At 66.3% G+C, this 16,133-nt stretch carries 14 protein-coding genes; 3 read left to right on the plus strand and 11 right to left on the minus strand.

The genetic code is table 11. The features are described from left to right. Positions 1-15: 15 nt before the first annotated feature. The 3 genes from ACQ4WY_RS26730 to ACQ4WY_RS26740 form a co-directional block, all read right to left on the minus strand. Positions 16-861: a universal stress protein gene (locus tag ACQ4WY_RS26730; protein WP_436506691.1), complete on the minus strand. Its 846-nt coding sequence runs from the start codon at positions 859-861 to the stop codon at positions 16-18. A 24-nt stretch (positions 862-885) separates the two neighbouring features. Next, a complete protein-coding gene (locus ACQ4WY_RS26735; RefSeq protein WP_436506692.1) occupies positions 886-2,691 on the minus strand; it encodes a PHA/PHB synthase family protein in 1,806 nt (601 codons plus the stop codon). A 149-nt stretch (positions 2,692-2,840) separates the two neighbouring features. After that, positions 2,841-3,758: a LysR substrate-binding domain-containing protein gene (locus ACQ4WY_RS26740; protein ID WP_436506693.1), complete on the minus strand. Its 918-nt coding sequence runs from the start codon at positions 3,756-3,758 to the stop codon at positions 2,841-2,843. A gap of 123 nt (positions 3,759-3,881) precedes the next feature. On the opposite strand from ACQ4WY_RS26740, the gene ACQ4WY_RS26745 reads away from it, so the two are divergent. Genes ACQ4WY_RS26745 through ACQ4WY_RS26755 form a run of 3 tightly spaced genes read left to right on the plus strand, consistent with a single transcriptional unit; the run spans position 3,882 to position 5,830 of the window. Next, positions 3,882-4,169, plus strand: a complete 288-nt coding sequence (locus tag ACQ4WY_RS26745; RefSeq protein ID WP_436506694.1) for a hypothetical protein — start codon at positions 3,882-3,884, stop codon at positions 4,167-4,169. Beyond that, positions 4,166-4,789, plus strand: a complete 624-nt coding sequence (locus ACQ4WY_RS26750) for a glutathione S-transferase family protein (protein ID WP_436506695.1) — start codon at positions 4,166-4,168, stop codon at positions 4,787-4,789. Before ACQ4WY_RS26745 ends, ACQ4WY_RS26750 begins: the two co-directional genes overlap by 4 nt. A gap of 18 nt (positions 4,790-4,807) precedes the next feature. Continuing rightward, positions 4,808-5,830, plus strand: a complete 1,023-nt coding sequence (locus ACQ4WY_RS26755) for an LLM class oxidoreductase (RefSeq protein WP_436506696.1) — start codon at positions 4,808-4,810, stop codon at positions 5,828-5,830. Positions 5,831-5,845: 15 nt separating this feature from the next. Here the strand turns inward: ACQ4WY_RS26755 and ACQ4WY_RS26760 are convergent, their stop codons facing one another. From ACQ4WY_RS26760 to ACQ4WY_RS26795, 8 genes are all read right to left on the minus strand, one after another. Continuing rightward, on the minus strand, positions 5,846-7,132 hold the full coding sequence (locus ACQ4WY_RS26760) for a DUF445 domain-containing protein (protein ID WP_436506697.1): 1,287 nt from the start codon (positions 7,130-7,132) through the stop codon (positions 5,846-5,848). Positions 7,133-7,209: 77 nt separating this feature from the next. Next, positions 7,210-8,607: a branched-chain amino acid transporter BcaP gene (gene bcaP, locus ACQ4WY_RS26765; RefSeq protein WP_353657457.1), complete on the minus strand. Its 1,398-nt coding sequence runs from the start codon at positions 8,605-8,607 to the stop codon at positions 7,210-7,212. A gap of 210 nt (positions 8,608-8,817) precedes the next feature. Next, complete coding sequence (locus tag ACQ4WY_RS26770; RefSeq protein WP_436506698.1) at positions 8,818-10,605, minus strand: MFS transporter; 1,788 nt, start codon at positions 10,603-10,605, stop codon at positions 8,818-8,820. Positions 10,606-10,642: 37 nt separating this feature from the next. Then, a complete protein-coding gene (locus ACQ4WY_RS26775) occupies positions 10,643-11,737 on the minus strand; it encodes an N-acetylglucosamine-6-phosphate deacetylase (RefSeq protein WP_436506699.1) in 1,095 nt (364 codons plus the stop codon). 3 nt (positions 11,738-11,740) lie between these two features. Continuing rightward, positions 11,741-12,508 carry a DeoR family transcriptional regulator gene (locus ACQ4WY_RS26780; protein WP_034751280.1) on the minus strand — a complete coding sequence of 256 codons (768 nt, stop codon included), beginning with the start codon at positions 12,506-12,508 and terminating at the stop codon, positions 11,741-11,743. Between the two features lie 35 nt (positions 12,509-12,543). After that, a complete protein-coding gene (locus ACQ4WY_RS26785; RefSeq protein ID WP_353661046.1) occupies positions 12,544-13,887 on the minus strand; it encodes a D-tagatose-bisphosphate aldolase, class II, non-catalytic subunit in 1,344 nt (447 codons plus the stop codon). Then, positions 13,887-14,840, minus strand: a complete 954-nt coding sequence (locus ACQ4WY_RS26790; RefSeq protein ID WP_353657454.1) for an ROK family protein — start codon at positions 14,838-14,840, stop codon at positions 13,887-13,889. The genes ACQ4WY_RS26785 and ACQ4WY_RS26790 overlap by 1 nt, the downstream gene beginning before the upstream one ends. After that, positions 14,827-15,963 (minus strand): SIS domain-containing protein, encoded by a 1,137-nt coding sequence (locus tag ACQ4WY_RS26795; protein WP_436506700.1) that lies wholly within the window; start codon positions 15,961-15,963, stop codon positions 14,827-14,829. Before ACQ4WY_RS26795 ends, ACQ4WY_RS26790 begins: the two co-directional genes overlap by 14 nt. Between the last annotated feature and the right edge of the window lie 170 nt (positions 15,964-16,133).

Raw genomic sequence — 16,133 nt, forward strand, 5'->3', positions numbered from 1 at the left:
GGCCTGCCGGCCGCGCTAGTGTGATACCAGCACCGGCAAGGTCATCTCCTGCAGCACCGTGCGCGTGACGCCGCCCAGCAGCGCTTCGCGCAGGCGCATGTGGCCGTAGCAGCCCATCACGATCAGGTCGCAGTGCCGCTGCGCGGCCATGGCCAGCAGGGCCGCGCCAACGTCCTGGCCCGGCGGCGTGTCGTGCTGCAGCACCTCGACGTTGACGCCGTGGCGCGCCAGGTACAGGGCCAGGTCGGCGCCCGGCTGCTCGCCATGCGCGGCCGGCTGGGCGTGCGAATTGACGACGGCGAGGCTGACCTGCCGCGCCCTTCGCAGCAGCGGCAGCGCATCGGTGATGGCGCGCAGCGCTTCGGCGCTGCCATTCCAGGCCAGCAGCGGATGCTGCGTGGCGCCCGCTGGCGCAGCGGAAGGCGCGTGCGGCACCATCAGCACGGGCCGGCCACAATGGAGCATCAGATATTCGGCAGTGCCGGCGATGACGCGCGACGGCGTATCCTGCGCGTCCGTCTGGCCGAGGATCAGCAAGTCGCAATAGCGCGCCTGCAGCAGCAGCGCGCCTTGCGCATCGTCGTCGACAAAGCGCGTTTCATAGGTGCCCAGGCCTTCTTCGCGGGCGATGCGCTCGAAGTCGTGCAAGGCTACACTGGCCTGGGTGCGCAGTACCTGCATCTGCGCCGGCGCAAACTGCAGCGCGTTGACGCCGCCGCCATAGGCGTAGCGCGAGATGCCGCTCATGGCCGAACCGATCAGGTGGGCCCCTTCGGCGACTGCCAGGCGCACGGCCAGGCGGATGCGCTGGGCGCAGTGGCGGGAATTGTCTACGTGGACCAGCAGGGTAGTGTAGGGCATGGCGTTTTCCTCGGTTGTCGGTTGTCAGGTCTGCAGCACGTAGCTGCCCGGCGCGTCGCCCAAGGCGGCGCCCATGGCCGGCGGCGCCACTTGCGCGTCCGCGCGTTCCTCCAGCCAGGCTTGCCAGGTGGGCCACCATGAGCCGTCATGGTGCGGCACGTCGCGCTGCCAGCTGTCGGCATCGATATAGGGCGCGTCGTGGCGGTGCGTGGCCACCTGGTAGCTGCGGCGCGGCTGGCCCGGCGGCGAGACCACGCCCGCATTGTGGCCGCCCGAGGTGAGCAGGAAGGTGACGTCCGTGTCGGTCAGCAGCTGCAGTTTATACACGGAGCGCCATGGCGCCACGTGATCTGTCAGGGTGCCGACGGCAAAGATGGGAGCGTCGATGTCGGGCAGGGCGATGTGGCGGCCCGCCGTGCGGTAGCGGCCTTCGGCCAGGTCGTTGTGCAGGAACAAACGGCGCAGGTATTCCGAATGCATGCGGCAGGGCATGCGCGTGGCGTCGCTGTTCCAGGCCATCAGGTCGCTGTCCTGCTCGTTTTCGCCCAGCAGGTAATGGCGCAGCTGGCGCGACCAGATCAGGTCGTTGGAACGCAGCAGCTGGAAGGCGCCCGCCATCTGCTTCGTATCGAGGTAGCCCTGCTTCCACATGGCCGCTTCCAGGAAGCTTACCTGGCTGTCGTCGATGAACAGCGACAGTTCGCCCGGCTCCTTGAAATCGACTTGCGAGGCCAGCATGGTGAGGCTGGCCAGGCGCGCATCGCCGTCGCGCGCCATGCTTGCGGCGGCAATCGCCAGCAGGGTGCCGCCCAGGCAGTAGCCGGCCGCGTGCACCTGCGGCGCGCCCGTGATGCGGGCAACGGCGTCGAGCGCGTCCATCACGCCCAGCTGGCGGTAGTCTTCCAGCGACAGCTCGCGGTCTTCTTCCAGCGGGTTTTTCCAGGAAATCATGAATACCGTGTGGCCCTGGCCCACCAGGTAGCGCACCAGCGAATTGTGCGGCGACAGGTCGAGAATATAGAACTTCATGATCCAGGCGGGCACGAACAGCAGGGGCGTGGCATGCACCTTGGCTGTCGTGGGGGCGTACTGGATCAATTCGATCAAGTCATTGCGGTAGACCACCTTGCCCGGCGTGACGGCCACGTTCTCGCCCACCTTGAACGCTGCTTCGCCTGGCGCGCCAGCCCCCATGGCGGCGCGCTGCCAGTCGTCGGCCGCGTGAACCATGCCGCGCGCCAGGCTGGCACCGGCGCTCTCGAGGGTGGCTTGCTGCACCACGGGATTGGTCAGCATGAAGTTCGACGGCGCCAGCATGTCGAGCCACTGGCGCACGGTGAACGTGACGACATCCTCGTGGTGCGGCGAGACGCCGCGCACGCCGGTGGTGGCGCGGTGCCACCACTGCTGCTGCAGCAAGAAGCTCTGGTAGATGAGGTTGTACGGCCAGCGCTGCCAGGCCGGGTCGTCGAAGCGCCGGTCCTGCGGCAGCGGCGCGATGCATGGCTGGTTCGCCCGAGCGCCCGGCATCGCCGATTGCATGGCGTACTGTTGCCAGCGGCCGATCTTCTTCCACGCTTCCTGCAGCAGGGTTTGCTGCTTCGAAGGCGCCAGCGCCAGGTGGCTGAGCCAGTCGGCATAGGCATTGCCCAGCGCGGCTGGCGAAATGCCGCCCGTGAACTTGCCCAGCCAGGCGTTCAGCAGCAGATCCAGGGTGGCGCCTTCCGGCGCGCTTTCCGGATAGTCGGGCGCCGGCACGCCTTGCCATGCGCTGCCCTGGCGCTCATGTTCAACTTGTTGCTCCGCATTGCTCGGCCGCGTCTTGCTCATCCAGGGCTCCTGTCATTTTGTTACAGGATAGCAAGAGCTTGTTTAAAAAATTATGATCTACATCAAGTTTGCTCAGATGCGTGCAGTGGGCAGGCAGCCTGCCTGGATGGCCGCGTCCGTTTGCTGCCTCCCGCCTCCGGTGAGCTGCATCAGGTGTGGCCGGAAGCGCCAGCGGCCTGCGCTTCCTCGCAGATCCATGCCATGAATGCCTGCACGGCGGGGCGCGTGGCCGCGTCGGGCCGCGCCACCAGGTAGTAGGCAAAGCGCGCGGGCCAGGGCAAGTCCAGCACTTGCACCAGGCGTCCGGCGGCGATTTCCTCCTGCGCGTACAACTGCGGCACCAGGGCCAGGCCCTGGCCCGCCTCGGCCGCGCGTATCAACAGAAAATCATCTTCGAAGGCCGAGCCACGCAGCGCCCGCGCCGCATTGGCACTGTCGTCCGGGGCGCCATGCGCGGCCAGCCACAGGGACCAGTCGGCACGGTCCGTATCGTGCAGCAGCGGGTAGCGCAGGCAATCGCCCGGCGTGGCGATGGGCGGCTGGCCCGCCATCAGGCCGGGGCTGGCAACGGGCACCAGCACGGGCGCCATCAGGCGCGTTACCTGCAGGCCCGGATAGTCGCCCAGGCCGTGGCGCAAGGCCACGTCGACGCGGTCGCGGCGCAGGTCGACCAGCGCGGATGTCGCTTCCACGCGCACCTCGATGTGCGGATGACGCTGGTTGAAGCGGCCCAGCCGCGGCACCAGCCACGCGGCGGCAAAGGTGGCGACCGTGCTGACGGTCAGCGTCTGGCGAGCGCCCATGTCTTCCAGCGCCTGGCTGGCGCCGGCGATCTGCGCGAAGGCGCCCAGCAGGGCGGGGTGGACCATGGCGCCCGCCTCGGTCAGGCGCAAGCCCTGGCGTTCGCGCGTAAACAGCGGCATGCCGACCCGTTCTTCCAGCAGGCGGATTTGCTGGCTGACGGCGCCCGACGTCACGTGCAGCGCTTCGGCGGCCGCCTTGATGCTGCCGCGCTGGCCCACTTCGACAAAGGCGCGCAGCGCCTGGAGTGGTAAAGGATGCTTCATTAGTATAGTTTTTCTATAGTCAGGAGCGAAAAATCATCGTTTCAGTTTCACTCTTAAAAAACGCATTATAGGGGAATGCGGCGTTCTTTTGACGTCGAGTAAAACTATATCGACAGGATCTCCATGTTACTTTCATACCGGCAACTTTGCCTGGTTTTGCTGTGCGCCACGCAATTCGTTGCCTTGCTCGATTTTTCCATCACCATGATCCCCTTGCCGCAAATCCAGCACAGCCTGGGCTTTACGCCTGACGGCTTGCAGTGGGTGATCAATGCGTATGGCGTTGCCATCGCCGGCTTCCTGCTGCTGGGCGGCGTTTCGCACAGCCCGGCCATGCTGGTGGCCACGCTCGCCTTGTGGGGCGCATCCATCCTGCCCGGCAAGGCCGCGCGCCAGGAGGCGGCGCCATGATGGAACTCTACACCGACAGCTCGCCCAACGGTTTCAAAGCCACCATTGCGCTGGCAGAACTGGGCTTGCCATACCGGCTGCGCCATGTACGCATCGAACTGGGCGAGCACCGGCAGCCCGCCTTCCTGGCCCTCAATCCGCACGGGCGCATTCCCGTGCTGGTCGATCACGACACGGGCATCACCGTGTTCGAATCGGCCGCCATCCTGCTGTACCTGGCCGAGAAAACGGGACGGCTGCTGCCGGCGCAGCCGCAGCAGCGCTGGGCTGCCATCACCTGGCTGCAATTTCACGCGGCCAGCATGGGACCGATGCTGGGCCAGCGCGTGCATTTCGAGATCGCGGACGCAGGCGCGAATGCGGCCGCCACGGCGCACTTTCGCCAGCTGTGCGACGCCGCGCTGGCCAGCATGGATGGCCGCCTGGCCGACAACGCCTACCTGGCCGGCAACGACTATTCGGCGGCCGACATTGCCAGCTTTGGCTGGCTGCATATCGCGCAGCTGGTCGGCTTCGATTTTTCCGCCTGGCCCCACGTGGGCGCCTGGTACGCCCGCGTGGCGGCCCGCCCGGCCGTGCAGCTGGGCATTTCCGTTCCCGCACCTGCCACGGGCGCCTGACCTATCTCAAGGAACAACATGACTATTGATACCAGCGGCGCTTCCTCGCACGCGTTTGCCAACCATGCAGGCTACCGCCGCATGTTCGCGCCCGGCGCGCTGACCCTCGGCATTTATCTGCCGCTGCGTTTTTACCAGGGCGACATGCAGGCGCTGGCCGGCCAGGCCGACCTGGTCGCCGCCATGGACCGGCAAGGTTTTGCCGCCGCCTGGGTGCGCGACATTCCCCTGTTCGACCCACGCTTCGGCGATGCGGGCCAGCTGTTCGACCCGTGGACCTACCTGGCCTACCTGGCGGCGCGCACGGACTCGTTGGCCCTGGCCACGGGCAGCGCCATTTTCACGCTGCGCCATCCCATCGACCTGGCCAAGGCGGCCGCCAGCATCGACCAATTGTCGGGTGGGCGCCTGGTGCTGGGCACGGCCTCGGGCGATCGGGCCAGCGAATTTCCCGCGTATGGCGTGCCGTACGCTACGCGCGGCGAGCGCTATGCGCAGGCCGTGCACATGTTCCGTCAGCTGCTGCGGGCCGGCCCCGCGCATATCGCCGGCCCGCTGGGCAGCCTGGCAGGCCTCGAATTGCTGCCCAAGTCCGTGGCGGGCGCCATTCCCCTGGTCGTCACCAGTTCCTCGGGCCAGCCGCTGGAGTGGATAGGACGCCATGCCGATGGCTGGCTGACGTATCCGGAAGCGACGGATACGCCGGACGGGCCGCGCAGGCTGGCGGAAAAAATCCGCGCCTGGCGCGCCTGCATACCGGATGGCGGCTTTCGCCCGCATATGTGCAATGAGTGGCTGGACCTGGTGGACGACCCCGATTACCCGCGCACGCCCGTGCGCAGCGGCTATGTGCTGCGCACGGGGCGCAAGGGATTGATCGACCTGCTCGGTGAATGGCGCGAAGCGGGCGTCAACCATGCGGCGCTGGGCATCCAGCATGGCCAGCGCCCGGCCGCAGAGGTGCTGCAGGAACTGGCCGAGGAGGTGCTGCCGCACTTTCCGTCGCATGCGGCGCTGCCCGGCGCCGTGCCGCGCTGGTAAAAAAAAGGGGGGGACTTAAAACGCCTGGCTGGCGGCGTAAATCAGCAAACCGGCCAGGCCGCCCACGATGGTGCCGTTGATGCGAATGAATTGCAGGTCGCGCCCGATGGCCAGTTCGATGCGCTCGCTCATTTCGTCCTTGCTCCACAGGTCCAGGCGGCCGGCGATGAAGGCGCCCACTTCGCCCCGGTAGCGGCGCACCAGCGCGCCGCTGCCGGCGACGATGGCGTCATTCAGCCATTGCCGCGCAGGCTTGTCCGTGTCCAGCACCTTGCCCGTGTTGCGCGCCAGGCTGGCAATCGCTTGCGCCAGCACGGGCTGGTCGGCGTGCAGGTCGGCCAGCAGGCGCGTGCCGATGTGGTGCCAGACGTCGCCCAGCATGGCTTGCACCGTATCGCTGGCGACCAGCTGCAACTGGTAGCGGCGCACAGTCTCTTGCCACTGCGGGTCGGCCTTCAGGTGCAAGGCGCTGTCGGCGATCCAGCCGGCGATGCGCTGGCGCAGCGGGTGCTGCGGGTCGACGCGCACGGCGAGGGCAAACTTTTGCAGCGAGGCGATCATGCGCGGCTCGTACGCTTTCACGGCCTTTTTCACGAGCGCGTTCTCGATCTGGAAGGCGCCCAGCACGAAATCGCCGATGGCGGCGTGGTGGTGCTCGTCGTCCAGGTAGGCGGCGCTGCGGTCGAGCAGGAAGTCCAGCAATTCCTGCGGCTTGCCGTCGGCGATCAGCGCGTCGATGCAGTCGGCCGCCACATCCGACAGATTCAGTTGGCCCAGGTAGTTGCTGGCCTGTACACGCAACAGGCGGCCCAGTTTGTCGTGGTCGGCCATCGCCAGCAGCTGTTTCACCACGCCGGCGCTGGCCATGCCCAGCTGCTGCGCGTGGACCTCGTCACTGAGCCAGGCGCCCAGGCGCGCGGCAGGGTCGGCCTGCACGATGCGCTCGGCGATGCCTTGCTCGGTAATGAAATGGTTTTCCACGAAGGCGCCCAGGCTGCGGCCGATGTCCGCCTTGCTGTTCGGGATGATGGCCGTATGCCACAGGGGGATGCCCAGCGGGTGGCGGAACAGGGCGACGACGGCGAACCAGTCGGCGATCGCGCCCACCATAGACGCTTCGGCGAACGCCTCCACATAGCCCCAGGCGGGGTGGCCGCCCCGTTGCGAGCGGGCCACGGCGAAGACCAGCGCGGCCAGCAGCAGCAGGCCGGCGGCCAGCCACTGCATGTTGCGCAGGCGCGCGCGCTTGAGCTGGTCCGTGCTCTGGTCCAGCTGTGCGATGAGGTCGGGGGAAGGTTGCATGGATGGCGGCCTGCATTGGTTGCGAGACCGCCATCTTAACTGCGGCAGCGACAGGATATGTCGCTGTCGGGGACTTTTTACTGCGGTGGGTGCAGTAGCGAACGGCGGCGCGCGTAGCCGAAATAGATGATCAGGCCCAGCACGAGCCAGATGCTGAAGGCCATCCAGGTGACCCAGCTGAGGAAAGTCATCAGGCCCACGCACAGGATCACGGCCAGCGCCGGCACGTACGGCACGCCGGGGCAGCGGAACGCGCGCGGCAGGTCGGGACGGCGCTTGCGCAGCACCACCACGGCGATCGACACCATGGTGAAGGCGGCCAAAGTACCAATGTTGATCAGCTCGGCAAGGATGTTGAGCGGGATCACGGCGGCGATCAGGCCGAACACGATGCCGACCAGCCAGGTGGCGAAGAACGGCGTGTGGAAGCGCGGGTGCACGGTCGACAGGCGCTTAGGCAGCAGGCCGTCGCGCGACATGGCGAAGATAATGCGCGTCTGGCCGAAGGCCATCACCAGGATCACGGTGGTCATGCCGAGGATGGCGCCCAGGTCGACGAAGCCGGCGATCCAGTTTTCGCCCGCATACTGCAGGGCCAGCGAGACGGGATGATCGACGCCGAGGAATTTTTGATAGGGCACGATGCCCGTCATGATGGCCGAGACCACCACGTACAGCACGGCGCACACGGCCAGCGAGCCGATAATGCCGATTGGCAAGTCGCGTGACGGCTTCTTGACTTCCTCGGCGGCCGAGGTGACGGCGTCAAAGCCGATGAAGGCGAAGAAGACGAGGGCGGCGGCGCTCAGCATGCCGTGGTAGCCGAACGGCATGTAGGGCTGCCAGTTGGCCGGCTGCACGTGGCGCGCGCCGAAGATGATGAACAGCAGCACCACGCCCACCTTGATGGCTACCATGATGTTGTTCAGGCGCGCCGATTCGCGCACGCCCCAGCCCAGCATGGCAGTCAGGGCCAGCATGATGACCAGGGCCGGCAGGTTGATGAAGGTCGTCACGCCGGGCAGGGCGCCCGGTGCGGCCGTCAGGGCGACGGGCAAGGCGATGCCAAAGCCCGACAGCAGCGACTGGAAATAGCCGGACCAGCCGACGGAGACGGCGGCCGCGGCCAGGCCGTATTCGAGCAGCAAGTCCCAGCCTATCATCCAGGCGGCCAGCTCGCCCAGGGTGGCATAGCTGTAGGTGTAGATGGAGCCGGCCACGGGCACGGTGGAGGCAAATTCCGCGTAGCACAGGGCGGCGAAGCAGCAGGCGACAGCCGCCACGACAAATGACAGCGACAAGGCGGGGCCGGCCGTCAGCGCGCCCGTGCCGGTGAGCACGAAAATGCCGGTGCCGACGATGGCGCCGATGCCCATGAGGACAAGGTCGAAGGGCCCCAGCACCTTGGCCAGACCTCCTGGCTTCTTGCTGTGGGCAATCATGTCATCCAAATTCTTGGTTCTAAATAAGCTCACTGTGTCTCCTGGTGGTTTTTGTCATGGCGCCATTGCCGCCTCGTGAGTAGCACGACGCAGCCAGATTCTAGCCCAGGCGGCCAGGATTCCAGAAGGAAAACTGTACAGTGTCGTGCGCGCCAGCCCTGTAAACTTGTCCAGCAGGCAAAAAAACAGCCCCGGTTGTGTGCCGGGGCTGGAAAGGAGACTGCTACAAATGGTTACTTTGGCTTACTTTGAAAAGTGCGCCTCGATCTCTTCCAGGGTCTTGCCCTTCGTCTCTGGCAATAAAAACGCGGCCGCCAGGAAGTACAGCACGGTGCAGCCGGCGCCAAAGAAGAACAGCGTCGAATAGCCATGCAAGCCCACGGTGGGCAGGAAGATGGCGGCGATCACCGTCGAGACGAACTGGTTGACCAGCAGGGCGATGCTCATGCCGTTCGAGCGGATACGGGTCGGCATCAGTTCGGACAGGGCCAGCCACACGCACACGCCCGGTCCCACGGCAAAGCTGGAAACGAACACGCAGATGGCGATCGCCACCAGCCAGCCATGCGTGGACGAGGGCACGGGGCCCAGGCTGGCCTTCTCGATGCGCAGCGGCGCCTCGCGCCCGGCGGCCGGGTCGGCGAACGGGTTCAGGTGCAGCTTGCGGAAGAAGACGCCGATTACGCTGTCGGCCTGCACGGCGTCTTCGCGGGCGATGGACACCTGGCGCAGCACGGGGTCATCGCTGCGCAAGCTTTTCACGTTGGTGAACGGGCCGTAGGCGTAGGCGATGGTCAGCTGCTGCGGCGTGCCGTCGGCCGCCGCGCCCAGGGCTGTCAAAGTGGCTGCATCGAGGTGCAAGGCCAGGCTGTCCGCTTGCACTTGCGCCGCGATGGCGGGGCGCACGTCGGCCAGGTGCGCTTCGGCGCCGCGGAACAGCAAACCGGCCGCCAGCAGCGAGATGACGATGCCGCCCGTGCCCAGCATCAGCAGGAATTTGCGGCCCTTGCGGTCCACCAGCAGCACGGCCACCACCGTCATCACGGCGTTCAGTACTTTCAACAAGACATCAGCCATATTGGCCGAGGCACCCGACAGGCCCGCCTGGTTGAGGATATTGACGACATAGGCGAGGATGGAATTGATGCCCGTCGCCTGCGTGCAGGCGAGGATCAGGCAAGCCAGCAGGAAGGGCAGCACGTAGCGGCGGCTCAGCAGCGGATCCCTGGCCTTGCCGCTCGCCTTGGCCGCGTTCTCCGGCGTGTCTTGCATTTCGCGCAGCTCGATGTCAGCGGCAGCGGGCAATCGCGTGCGCAGCAGCGACTGGCGCGCTTGCGCGATGCGGCCCCGTTGCGCCAGCCAGCGCGGCGATTCGGCCAGCAGCAGGGCGCCGATGGTAAATACCAGGCCCGGCGTCAAACAGACCCAGAAGATGCTGCGCCAGGCGTGGTCTTTGGCCGTGAAGATGGCGGCGATGCGGCCCGCTTCCGGCAAGGCTTGCGCCGCCTGCGTGGCCGTTTCCACCGTCTGCGCCTGCAGCAGGCCGATCAGGGCGGCGGCCACCAGGCCGATGGTCAGCAGCAGCTGGAACAGGGCGGCGCCCCGTCCACGCTGTTGCGCGGGCAGGCATTCGGCCAGGTACAGGGGCACGACGACGCCGATCAAGCCACCGCTGATGCCTTGCAGCAGACGGCCCAGCAGCAGCGGCGTGTAGCCGTCGGCCAGGGCGATCAGCGGGATGCTGGCGCTGAACAGGGCGCCGGCCAGGAACATCACCCAGCGACGGCCCAGCAGGTCGGCCAGGGCGCCGGCGAACAGCGAGGACAGGACTGAACCCAGGAGCACGGCGGCGACGATAAAGCTCAGCTGCTGGGCCGTCAGTTTCCAGGCCACGGAGGCCGTCGATTCCAGGTAGGGCAGGGCGCCGGCGATGATGCCGATGTCTATGCCGTACAGCAATCCCCCCATGCCGGCAATAAATAGCAGGTAGCGCATGGCCCACACGGGGGCCTTGTGTGACGTGTCGTGCATGAAAACTCCGGGACGGGGTTGAGGTTGGGGGCTGGGTCTAGCGGGTGGAAAGATCGATTGCCGCGCCTTCGACGAAGACGGACACTGGCTGTAGTGTGGAATCGAGGACGACGATGTCGGCCCAGGCGCCGGGCGCCAATCGGCCCCGTTCGGATTCGCCCAGGTAGTCGGCCGGGTACAGCGACAAGCGGTTCGAGGCGTCGGCCAGGTCCAGGCCCAGGTCGACGAAATTGCGCAGGGCCTGGTCCATGGTCAGCACGCTGCCAGCCAGCGAACCCGTGGCCAGGCGCACGCAGCCCAGGCATTTATACACGCGCTGCGTGCCCAGGCCATATTCGCCATCGGGCATGCCGGTGGCCGAGGTGGCGTCCGTCACGCCGTACAGGCGCGGGATGGCGCGCAGGGCCGCGCGCAGGGCGCCCTTGGCCACGTGCTGCAGGTCGGGGATGATTTCCGCGTATTCGGCATGCGCCAGCGCCGCGCCCACCATGCCCGGGTCGTAATGGGTCATGCCCGTCATGCCGTTGTACAGGTGGGTAAAACCGGAGACGCCGGCTTTCAGCGCCGCCACGCCTTCGTCATACGTGCCGGCGCTGTGGCCGATCTGCACGCGGATGCCCATCGCCGCCAGTTGCGGGATCAGCTCCAGATGGCCGGAGATTTCCGGCGCCATGGTGAGCACCTTGATGGGGGCGATGGCGTGGAAGCGCTGCACCAGCGCCAAGCTGGCTTGCACCACGTCGGGCGGCTGCGCGCCCAGGCGGTGCAGGTTCAAAAACGGGCCTTCCAGGTGCACGCCCAGCATGCGCGCGCCGTTGGCGGGGCGCTCGGCGATGACGCCGGCCAGGCCTTGCAGGGCGCGCAGGATCGAGGGCTCTTTCGCCGTCAGGGTGGTGCCCAGCAGGGCCGTGGTGCCGTGGCGCGCATGCACCTGCGCCACGGTGGCGCCCGCGTTTGCGCCTTCCATGATGTCGACGCCGGCCGCGCCGTGCACGTGCAGGTCGATGAAGCCGGGCAGAATGGTCAGCGCGCTGTCGGCGGCAGGCTCTTCTTGTATCTGGACGATGCGCTGGTCAAAAGTGATGGTGCCCGTGATCCAGCCAGATGGGGTAAGGATTCTGCCGCTCAGCATGTGTTATTCCGCTATAAAAAGTTCGATGCCCAGCTTTTGCAGCCCTTCGCGGTACTCCTGGCTGATGCTGGCATCGGTGATGACGGTATCGACCCGGTCCAGCTGCACGATGCGGTGCAGGCTGACGCGGCCGAACTTGGAGGCGTCCGTGAGGACGATGATTTTCTTGGCCCGTTCCACCATCTTGTGGTTCAGGCTTGCTTCCGCTTCGTGGTGGGTGGTGACGCCAAATTGCAGGTCGAAGCCGTCCACGCCCAGAAACAGCTTGTCGAAGCTGTAGGCTTGCAAACAGGTTTCGGCCTGGCTTCCCTGGATCGACAGCGACTGCTTGCGCAGCAAGCCGCCCGTCAGGATCAGGTCCACGCCGGGCGCGTCCGCCAGTTCCCACGCAATATTGAGGCCATTCGTGGCCACCGTCACGCCCGTCGCGTCGCGCAGATGGCGCGCCAGCGAGATGGTGGTGGTGCCCGAGTCGATGATGATGTTGTCGCCCGGTTCCACCAGCCGCGCCGCATAGGCGCCGATGCGTTCCTTCTGCTCGTGGTTGATGGCGTCCTTCTGGCGTATCGTGTGTTCAAGCGGGGGCGTGCGCGTCAGGGTCGCGCCGCCGTGGCTGCGCGTGGCCATGCCTTGCGCTTCCAGCGCATTCAAGTCGCTGCGGATGGTGACCGCGGACACGCCGAGCTTTTCCACCAAATCGGTCACTTGCACCGAGCCCTGCTGGGCAAGCATTTGGAGGATGGATTCACGGCGTTGGCTGGTATTTCGCATGGTGGCGGGCTCAGTAAAAAATGAAAATACCGAGCTTAACAGATTGCCGCTTCGGCAATGGCGGGGACTGCCGCATTGCGATTGCAGGCGCGCGCATATTGCGCCAGCAAGCTACCGATCTTGTGCTCGATCAAGGCTGGCGCCTGCGCTTGCAGGCTGCCCTGCACCACGGCCAGGTACTGTTCCGGCAAATGCTGGCTCAACAGCGGCAGCGGTATCGCCACGGTGTCCAGGTTGGCCAGCAGCTTGCCGACGGCGGCCGCCACTTCCGGCTCGCCCCAGTAATAGCGGCAACGGTCGCTCAAGCCGTAGCGGCGCATCAATCGCTGCTCGTCCGGCGTGCCCAGATAATGCTTGATCCAGTTCTTCGGCTTGGCCACCATCACGTCGTCGAGCACCTGCATCAGTTGCGACGTGGCGTGCGCCGGCAGCAGTTCTTCCTCGATCTGGCACAGCGCGAACAGCGCTTCGCGCAGGGCGAAGGTGGCGGCCGGGCCTACTTTCAGGATGGCGAAATGGTCGCGCACCATGGCGTGCAGGGCGGACTCGCGCTGGTAGTCGGTGGAATGGGCTTCGAACACGAGGCCAGGCTGCTCGGCGACAAAGGCCGACAGCTCGGTGGCGGCATCCGCGTCGTAGTGCTGGATGCTGCTCTGGTCGAAATCGACGCCCGGCTGCACCACCATGGCGATGACGCGGCGCCAGGCGCCATGCAGTTCCTTGTCGAGGAAGGCGCGGCGGTGCACGTCGAGCGTGCGGCGTGCGGCGTGCGGGCTGGTGACGGCGCCGGCCTGCGCCAGGGACGCTTCGCCGCCGGGAATCGGCACTTCCGTGCCGATCACGTAGACGGGCGGCGCGAAGCCGGCGGCGGCGGCCGCCGCTTCGGCGACGATGCACAGGCGCGCCGAACGGGCGGCCACGGTTTCATCGTCGAGCTGCAAGGGGTCATCAAAGCAGCGCATGCTGCAATCGAGGTGGATTTTATGGAAACCGGCTGACGCATACGCGGCGATCAGGGTCTCGGCGTGGTCCATGGCCGTGGCCGCATCGAGGTGCTGCCAGGCGTTCGGGCCCAGATGGTCGCCGCCCAGCACCAGGCGGCTGGCGGGGAAACCCTGTTCGCGGGCCAGTGCCAGCATGGTATCGCGGAAAACAACCGGCGTCATGCCCGTGTAGCCGCCGAACTGGTCGACCTGGTTCGACGTCGCCTCGACCAGCAGCACGGTGTCGTACTCGCTGGCCACGCGCATGGCGGCGCGCAGCACGCTCGGGTGGCTGCAGCAGACGGCGTACAGTCCCACGCGCTCGCCGCGGCGGTGCGCCTTGATCACTTGCTGGATCGGGGACAAGGTAAAAGTCGGGTTTTCCGCTTGCTTCATCATGTTGACGCCTTTGTATGTTGTCGTATCAAAAGGGCCGCGCCGCGCGCGCCGCCGGCGTCGCCAAAGCGGGGCGGCAGAATGGGCGGCACGTGCACGCCGGGGAACAGGTGGCGCTTCACGGCGGCCGGCAGCTTGTCGTACAGGTGCGGCAGCTTGGACAGGCCGCCGCCGAGCACGATGACGTGCGGGTCGTAGGCCAGTACCAGGCCGGCCAGCGCGTGGCCCAGCACATCGAGGTGCACGGCCACCGTGCGCTGGGCCACGGCGTCACCCATGTTGGCGCGGGCCACGATAGCCAGCGGCTCGGCGCCGTCGCCGCCAAAATGCGCGTGGATTTTGCGCATGGCGGGGCCGGAGACGTAGCGTTCCAGGCAACCCGCCTTGCCGCATGGGCAGGGATAGTCGGCCAGGCCATGCTGCGCCAGCAGGGTGGCGGGCAGGCTCCAGTGGCCCCATTCGCCGGCCACGCCGTTAAAGCCGCGCAGCAGCTGGCCGCCCACGCAATAGCCGCCGCCGGCGCCCGTGCCGAGAATGGCGCCGAACATGCTGGCGGCATTGTCGGCGGCGCCGCCTTGTGCTTCCGACAGGGCGAAACACTGGCAATCATTGCCGATGGCGACAGGGCGCTGCAAGGCCTGCTGCAGGGTTTGCGCCACCAGGCGGCCGTTCAGGGCAGGTACATTGGAGCTCAGTTGCCGGCCGCTGGCGCTGTCGATCACGCCTGGCAAGCCGATGCCGACAGGCGCCGTCGTGCCCAGGGCGGCGTCGCCGCGCGCCACCAGGTCGACGATGGCTTGCACGAAGGCGGCAAAATCGTCGCCCGGCGTGGCCACCCTTTCGCGGAACACTTCCGTCAGCGCGCCGTCGTGGTCGGCAAAGGCGACCAGCTCCATCTTGCTGCCGCCGATGTCGATGCCGTGGTAACCGGCTGTGTGATTAGAATTGGTCATGGCCATAGATGGTGACGCCTTGCACGACACGGTTGACGATGCCGCCGGCGAATGGATTGTCGGGGCGCAGTTGCAGCAGCGCGGACTGGTGCAGCGCATATTGCTGCGCCATCAGCAGCCACAGCGGGGCCAACCAGGCGTCGGGCCAGGCCGGGGCGTCGGCCGACAGGTCGCCGCCGATACCCACCGTCAGGCACGTCTGCGCCACGCTGTCGCGCTGCAGTTCTTTTAATAGATCGTTTTCGTACTGGCGTGCCAATGGCTTGCTGCTGCGCAGCAGGATCACCAGCGACTCCGTGGTGACGGCCGATTTCGGGCCGTGACGGAAACCCAGCGGGGTATTCGCCATCGCCATCACGCGGCCACCTGTCAATTCCAGGATTTTCAGGGCTGCTTCCTTGGCCAGCGCTTCCAGCGGACCGCTGCCCAGGTAGACGACGCGCTGCACGGGGGTTGATCCGAGGTCCGCCACAGGCGCCGACCAGTCGCGCAAGGCCTGTTCGCCCAGTTGCGCCAGCGTCTCCAGGCGAGACAAATCCGTGTCCTTGCCCAGTACCGACAGGGCCGCCAGCAGCATGCTGCTAAAGCTGCTGGTCATGGCGAAGCCGCGATCGCAGCTGCCTTCCGGCATCAGCAGGTTATAGGTATTGCTGTCGTTGGCGCCCTGGCGTGCCAGCTTGCCATCCGCGTTGCAAGTGATGTTGAGGAAGCGCGCGCCGGGCACGACCTTGCGCAGCAATTCCACGGCGGCCAGGCTTTCCGGGCTGTCGCCGCTGCGGGCAAACGAGACGAGCAGGGTAGGCGCGTCCGCTTCCAGGTACAGCTCATGGTGCGTCAGCAGGGTGGTGGTGGCGATGGCGCGGATGTGCGCAGGCCAGGCCGCATTCAAGGTATCGACGACGATCTCGCCCACATAGGCCGAGCTGCCGGCGCCCGTCAGGATGACGCGTTGGCGGGGATCGGACAGCGCGCCGCCCAGGAAGGCGGCCAGGTTTGCGTGCTCATTGCGCAAGATGCCGGCCAGCGCGCGCCAGATGGCCGGCTGGTGGGCGATTTCCTCGGCCGTGTGCAGGCCGCCGATGTCGCGCCAGGTTTGAATGTCACGCTGAAGAAGGGTAGTCATGGAGTGTCAGTAAAGTGTTTGTTGGAGAAAGCATAAATACTAAATTTCGAAAAGTCAAATACGAAAGTAAAACGAAAGTAAAATCTTTTCTGTCTTGCGAAATAATGTCGTTTTATTGGGTTCAAATCATGTTGCGGTGCCGCATGAAACCCAGTGCTGCTGCCGCTTGT

The organism is Janthinobacterium salmonicoloratum (genome assembly GCF_051380845.1).
In the GTDB taxonomy this organism is placed as follows: Bacteria; Pseudomonadota; Gammaproteobacteria; order Burkholderiales; family Burkholderiaceae_D; genus Janthinobacterium; species Janthinobacterium lividum_F.